This window comes from Thalassospira sp. UBA1131 (assembly GCF_002311515.1).
GTDB lineage: Bacteria > Pseudomonadota > Alphaproteobacteria > Rhodospirillales > Thalassospiraceae > Thalassospira.
This window is the reverse complement of record NZ_DCAO01000011.1, coordinates 5,555-11,585: the sequence shown is the minus strand read 5'-3', so window position 1 is coordinate 11,585 and position 6,031 is coordinate 5,555. Positions and strand designations below refer to the sequence as shown.

Sequence of the window (6,031 nt, the reverse complement as noted above, 5' to 3'; positions counted from 1 at the left end):
GCTTCCTGCCGTATCCCGTACACCGCGTCTCCGAAAGGCAAACGCGTTGAGATCCGCTTCCCGGATGCCCTTGCCAACCCGTATCTAGCATTCTCTGCAATGCTGATGGCTGGCCTTGATGGTATCGAGAACAAGATCCACCCGGGCGAAGCAATGGACAAAAACCTCTATGACCTTCCGCCGGAAGAGCTCAAAGAAGTTCCGACCGTTTGCCGTTCGCTGCACGAAGCTCTCGACAGCCTCGATGCAGACCGCGAATTCCTGAAAAAAGGCGATGTGATGACCGACGACCTGATCGACGCATACATCGCACTGAAAATGGAAGAAGTCGTTCGTTTCGAACAGGCTCCGCACCCGGTCGAATTCGACATGTACTACAGCGGCTGATCTTCCATCCGGAAGACAATGCTTACGCGAAACGCCCGGCCGATTGGCCGGGCGTTTTTCGTTTCACCGTCCCGCCCTAACAGTTTGCTTACCCCTTTGCCGCTAAGCTTGACCTTACCTTTCGCATCGGGATTAAATCAGCTTCATGACCAAGCCAGCATCACCATCGAGTTTCGCGGAAAAGCGCAACCGTCAAAAGGCTGACAAACTGATCCAGGCCGCGCAAAGCGCCCTTGCATCAGGCGACGCCGCAGATGCGAAGGCACGCGCACAACAGGCGCTGTCAACCGCGCCAGGCTACGGGCCAGCTTTGATGGTGATGGCGCAGATCCACCGCGCAACGGGCAATCTGAACGAAGCAGCACAGTTACTGCAAAGTGCCTGCAATCTGCCTGACAGCAAAATTGACTATTTCCGTGAACTTGCCGGCGTTTTTGCCAGTGCAGGCCGGTATGATCTGGTTCAGCAAATCCTGTTTGCCGCGATCCGGAAATTCCCGACCCATGGGCAGACCTATAGCGACCTTGGCGTTTACCTTATTCAGAGCGAACACATTACCCAAGGCATCACAATCCTTGAAAAGGCCGTCGGCTTCAGCCCAGATAACTGGCAGGCATTGAACAATCTTGGGGCAGCATTGCTTAAGGTCGGGCGCGAGAAAGAAGCGCTGGAATACCTTGCCCGCGCAGAAGAGATCGGCCCGGATGATCCGGAACGCCGAATAAGCAATCTGCTACAACTCGGCGAAGCAAAACGCCACATGGGCGATCTGGAAGGTGCGCAGGAATGCTTCCGGAAAGTCATTGCCCAAAACCCTAAATCAGGACGTGCTTGGCATGATCTGGCCGATGTCATGAAGTTCAAGCCTGACAGTCCCGAAATCAAGATGATGGTCGATATCCTGAACGATACTGACATCGTGCTGCACAAGGTTGATCGGGAGATGATCGGCTTTGCACTTGGCAAGGCCTATATCGACAGCAAAGACCCAAAGCAGGCCATCCACCATCTTGATGCCGCCAATGCGCTGCGCCGTCAGGACTTCGCTGAAAATACGGCGACGCAAAAGGCCTATGATTCAAAAATTGCCTGCGGGCGGGTGCGCGCGATTGCCGATTATTTTCCGGCGGAGCTGTTCAAAAACCTGCCGCAACAAGCCGACAACGGCCCAGCTCATGCCTTTATCGTTGGCATGCCGCGCTGTGGCAGCACGCTGACCGAACAAATTCTTGGCAGTCATCCTGAGACATTGGCGACGGGTGAGTTGCGGACATTCCCGAAATTCAAGGATCGCCTGTTTGGAACACTTTTCCCCAGTCAACCGGAAGACCATGATAAAATCGGCAATTCTACGCTACTCGCGGAACTTGGGAAATCCTATCGCGAAGAAGTCCACGCGATGTATCCGCCCACCCCGACGACAAAGCTGATCATCGACAAGATGCTGGGGAATTTTTCCTGGGTTGGCTTGATCCTGCTTTCCGTACCGGGTGCCAAGATCATTCATTGTCGCCGCAATCCGGTCGATACCTGTCTGTCTTGCTATTCAAAACGTTTTGCCAATCTGCAGGTCTATACCTGCAACCAGACAGAACTGGGCGAGTTTTATCGCGCCTATGAGGACCTGATGGCGCATTGGCGCGCCGTCCTGCCAAAGGATCGCTTTATCGAGATCAATTACGAAGATCTGGTCACCAATATCGAGCCCGAAGCCCGCAGGCTGATCGACTATCTCGGATTGCCTTGGGATGACGCGATGCTTGATTTCCACAAGACGGAGCGCTCGGTCCGTACTGCCAGTGCGGCACAGGTCCGACAGGGCCTTTATCAGACCAGTGTTGAACGCTGGAAACCCTATGCACCCTATATCAAACCGCTGTTGAAAGCCCTGGGCATCAAGCCCGATTGAACCAAGCGCGCTGATACTTCGTGGAAAAGAAAGCCCGCCGGTTCAGTCGTCAGTATGCAGGTCGGGTTCCATATCCGGGGTATAGAGGCGGTACTGCGCCTTACCTGCCGCCTTGGCTTCATACATCGCCTTGTCAGCACGGCGGAGTTGCTCGCTCATATCGCAATTGCCGCCATCAAAAACAGCCAAGCCGATCGAGGCGGAAATATCGCAATCATGTCCTTCCCAGACAAATGGACGGCTCATTTCGGCAAGAATGGCTTCGGCCGCCTCCGCCATTTCCTTTTCAGCGCCCTTGTTTAAGAACAGCAAGGTAAACTCGTCCCCGCCCAGTCGCGCCACCTCTTCTGCACGGCGGGCTGCACGTTTCAGGCGCTTGCCGGTTTCAACCAGCACCCAGTCCCCAGCAGCATGACCTTGTGTGTCGTTCAGTTGTTTGAAACCATCAAGATCAAGGATAAAGATTGCGGCGGGTGTATCGGTTCCGCGCAACACGGTTTCGCACTGATCAAGTTTCTGCATGAAGCGCGCACGGTTGGCCAGCCCGGTCAGCTCATCATTGTTGGCCTTGTTCTGCAATTCGCGTGCGGCGTGCTTTTGCTTGGTGATGTCGCTGGTCCACCAAAGCACGCTTTCCTCCCCCTGGAACGAAAGCGGCTCGATTGATGTTTTAAGCCAGCGCGCCTCGGGCATATCAGATCGGCGCAACCGGATCTCGACATCCTGAAGTTCACCCAGCGCATCCATATCCTCTAGCGATTTCTCGCGATAACGTTCGGAAAGAAGAATGGAATCCGTTGCTTTGCTTTCGTCTTCAATTCCGAGCATTTTGGAAAATGTGCTGTTGAAGAATTTGAAAACGCCGCTTTCCCGGTTGGAAATCCCGACCCCGATCGGTGCACTTTCAAGCAACCCTGTCAGACGCTGGGATGCCTCGGCGACCTCGGCCTGCGCCTTTTTAAGGCTGGTCACATCAATCAATGATCCGATGGTGCCCGCAATCGCGCCACTTGGCCCCCTGAGGGTCGAGGCGGCAAACAGGGCCGTGCATTCCTTGTCATCAATCGCAAAGGTAATCTCGTCACGTACCTGCCCCTCGGCATCGCGTAACGGTGCTTCGAGTTCACCGACGGTTTTGGCAAGTGATTTGGGCGCGAAGTCCGCCATTCTCTTGCCAATCGCCGTTTCGACATCCGTACCAAACAGTTCGGCAAAGGCGCCGTTACAACGGGTCAGAACCCCTTCGCGGTTTTTGAGATAAACCGGAGTTGGCAAAACATCGATCAGGTGCTGAATGAATGTCTTATGCTCGGCCAGTGCCTTGGCAAGTTCCTGGGCGCGCCCGGCATCACGTAACACCAGCGCAAATGTCCCGGACGGTCCGACATCGCAATGCCAGTTAAACGGCGTTTTCCCCAGACGGAAAGCCGGAAGTTCGGCATGTTTGCCCGACGAAATGGACGCAAGGGCGTTGCGAACTGCTGCTACCGCGTCGCCATCGGTAAATTCACCATTTTTGGCAAGATAGGCCAGAAGCTGTTTGACCTCTGTACCTTTGCGCAAAACAGATTTTGCATCGCCAAGCTGCTTTTCCGCAGCCGCGTTGACATAGACGACGGTAAGGCCGTCCGGATCGAGAAAAATAAGACTGTCGCGTGACAACGCCGCAGTTGCCACAACATCCGCACTGACTGACAAGACACCCGGCGCGCTGCAAAACAGCGCTCTCCCTTTATTCGTGTTTTATGTGATGTCCCAGATCAGACCTTTTAAGACGGCCTTGTGTATTTATATGCGCAACCCATTGCATATACTGGAGAATAAGTCATTATTTTTTTGAATAGCAGGACATCAAACACGGGTGCAGGTCAGAATATCGTTATTTTTTCGTCGGAAGATCGATGTAACCGCGATCAATGCAGTGTTCGAGTTCCTTGGCGACGGCCAGCATTTCCTGAAAGCTTTCTCTCAGATGCTTGAGCTTTGCCAGCTCGTCCACCGTCGGGTGTTCTTCTGCGCGATCATCGCAAAGGTGAAAGGCAAATTTCAGATAATCCGCCCGAAGCCGTGCAACGGTAATCATCAGCGGCACAGCATTTTCAACCGACATATCCGGAATTGCCGGGCTGATGATTTCGTGATTGATCTCACGCAGGACATGCTCCATGCCCATCATGAAACGGCTTTTGCTGCGCGTCGGATCCTCTGTCATGACTGATACTCCTGCACCATAGGGATCTGAATAATTAGAACAGTATCCATCCGGAAAGTAAAAACTCCTATAACAACTTACCACTCATGGTCGCATTTGCGACCACTGCCTGGCAGACTTTCCATGATCTCACCTTGCAGGTGGGCGCAAGGCGGGCTAGAGGTTAAGACAACAATTGTTCACATATGGGAATGCGAAGATGGAAGCGCGTGTAAAGTGGCTTGAAAACCTGACCTTCACCGGAATGAGTGGTACCGGACATGGTGTCGTCATGGATGGCGACAGGGATAACGGATTTGGCCCAAGCCCGATGGAGATGCTTCTGCTTGGTATCGGTGGCTGTTCGTCGATTGACGTTGTTCATATCCTTAAAAAGGGTCGTGAAAACGTCCTTGATGTCGAAACCGACGTTAAGGCCGAACGCGCAGAAACCGACCCGAAGGTCTTCACCAAAATCCACCTGCACTTCAAGGTAAAGGGTGAAAACCTTAATGAAACCAAGGTCGGTCGCGCTGTCGAGCTTTCCGCAGAAAAATACTGCTCGGCATCCATCATGCTGTCAAAGGCAGCAGAGGTCACGCACAGCTGGGAACTGGTTGAATAATCCGGTTACTGATAGCGGCAATACTGATGAAAAAGCGATCTGTTCACAGATCGCTTTTTTGTTTCTCGCACCATGTGGCTTCCCGCGTTAACATCTTCTGACAACAATAGAAAAACAAAGTCCAATCCCGGGAACCGAACGGAGCAATCATCATGGGTACGTCCCGCATAATTCAGACTGGTTTGGCATCCCTTGCCCTGCTGGGACTTTTGACGACAGGTGCCTGCGCAAACTCAGCCGACCCACTTTCGCCATCCGGTGCCGCGATTGCTCCGCCCGCCGAAGGATTGCCGTTTGAAGATTATGTCCGCTCCATACGCCAGCAACTCCGCGACGTCCTTTCCACGACACGATTTGCGCATGAAGAAAAACCGTTTGGCATTCATACGCTTGATCAGGTTGTCGATATGCGTGCACCTTTCGCGCTTGGACCGGTGAGCAACACCTGCACTGCCAACGAAGAAACCGACCCTGCACAGGGAAATGGTGTTGGCTTTTTGATGGTACATGGCCTGACCGACAGCCCTTATTGGTTAAGTGACATCCGTGATGATCTCCGCCAACGTTTTCCCTGTGCAACGTTTCACGGTGTTCTTCTTCCGGGGCATGGCACGGTACCGGGGGACTTGCTTGATGTCGAATATGAAGACTGGCTAGAAACCGTTCGTTTCGGCATGAACAGCTTTGGGGACGAGATTGATCACATCATCCCGATGGGCTTTTCGACCGGGGCCGCCCTGATTGGACGGGTCTATAGCGAACAACAGGCAAACAGTGATTTGATCAGCGCACTGGTTATGCTGTCGCCCGGTCTCGCAGCCAAAAGCGAACAGGCCTGGCTTACCCCCTATGTCCGATATGTCAAAGACTGGGTCGGTGAGGGTGAGTATAACGATCCCGGCAAATATGGTTCGATGGC

At 53.4% G+C, this 6,031-nt stretch carries 5 protein-coding genes and 1 pseudogene; 4 read left to right on the top strand and 2 right to left on the bottom strand.

What is annotated here, in order from left to right:
* Both glnA and B3Z49_RS01445 read left to right on the top strand, forming a co-directional pair.
* Positions 1-387 (top strand): annotated as a pseudogene (glnA, locus tag B3Z49_RS01450) (glutamine synthetase); the annotation flags it as partial.
* A gap of 145 nt (positions 388-532) precedes the next feature.
* Complete coding sequence (locus tag B3Z49_RS01445) at positions 533-2,296, top strand: tetratricopeptide repeat-containing sulfotransferase family protein (protein ID WP_296987730.1); 1,764 nt, start codon at positions 533-535, stop codon at positions 2,294-2,296.
* A gap of 42 nt (positions 2,297-2,338) precedes the next feature.
* On the opposite strand, the gene B3Z49_RS01440 is transcribed toward B3Z49_RS01445, so the two are convergent.
* Both B3Z49_RS01440 and B3Z49_RS01435 read right to left on the bottom strand, forming a co-directional pair.
* A complete protein-coding gene (locus B3Z49_RS01440; RefSeq protein WP_296987729.1) occupies positions 2,339-3,994 on the bottom strand; it encodes a diguanylate cyclase domain-containing protein in 1,656 nt (551 codons plus the stop codon).
* A gap of 181 nt (positions 3,995-4,175) precedes the next feature.
* Entirely contained in the window at positions 4,176-4,508 is a 333-nt protein-coding gene (locus B3Z49_RS01435) for a hypothetical protein (RefSeq protein ID WP_063088125.1), read from the bottom strand.
* 199 nt (positions 4,509-4,707) lie between these two features.
* Between B3Z49_RS01435 and B3Z49_RS01430 the strand changes: the two genes are divergently transcribed.
* Together B3Z49_RS01430 and B3Z49_RS01425 are read left to right on the top strand one after the other, a co-directional pair.
* Positions 4,708-5,112: an OsmC family protein gene (locus B3Z49_RS01430; protein WP_063088127.1), complete on the top strand. Its 405-nt coding sequence runs from the start codon at positions 4,708-4,710 to the stop codon at positions 5,110-5,112.
* A gap of 152 nt (positions 5,113-5,264) precedes the next feature.
* Positions 5,265-6,031, top strand: a 767-nt coding sequence (locus B3Z49_RS01425; RefSeq protein WP_414716234.1) for an alpha/beta hydrolase, incomplete at its 3' end; no start/stop codon positions are given.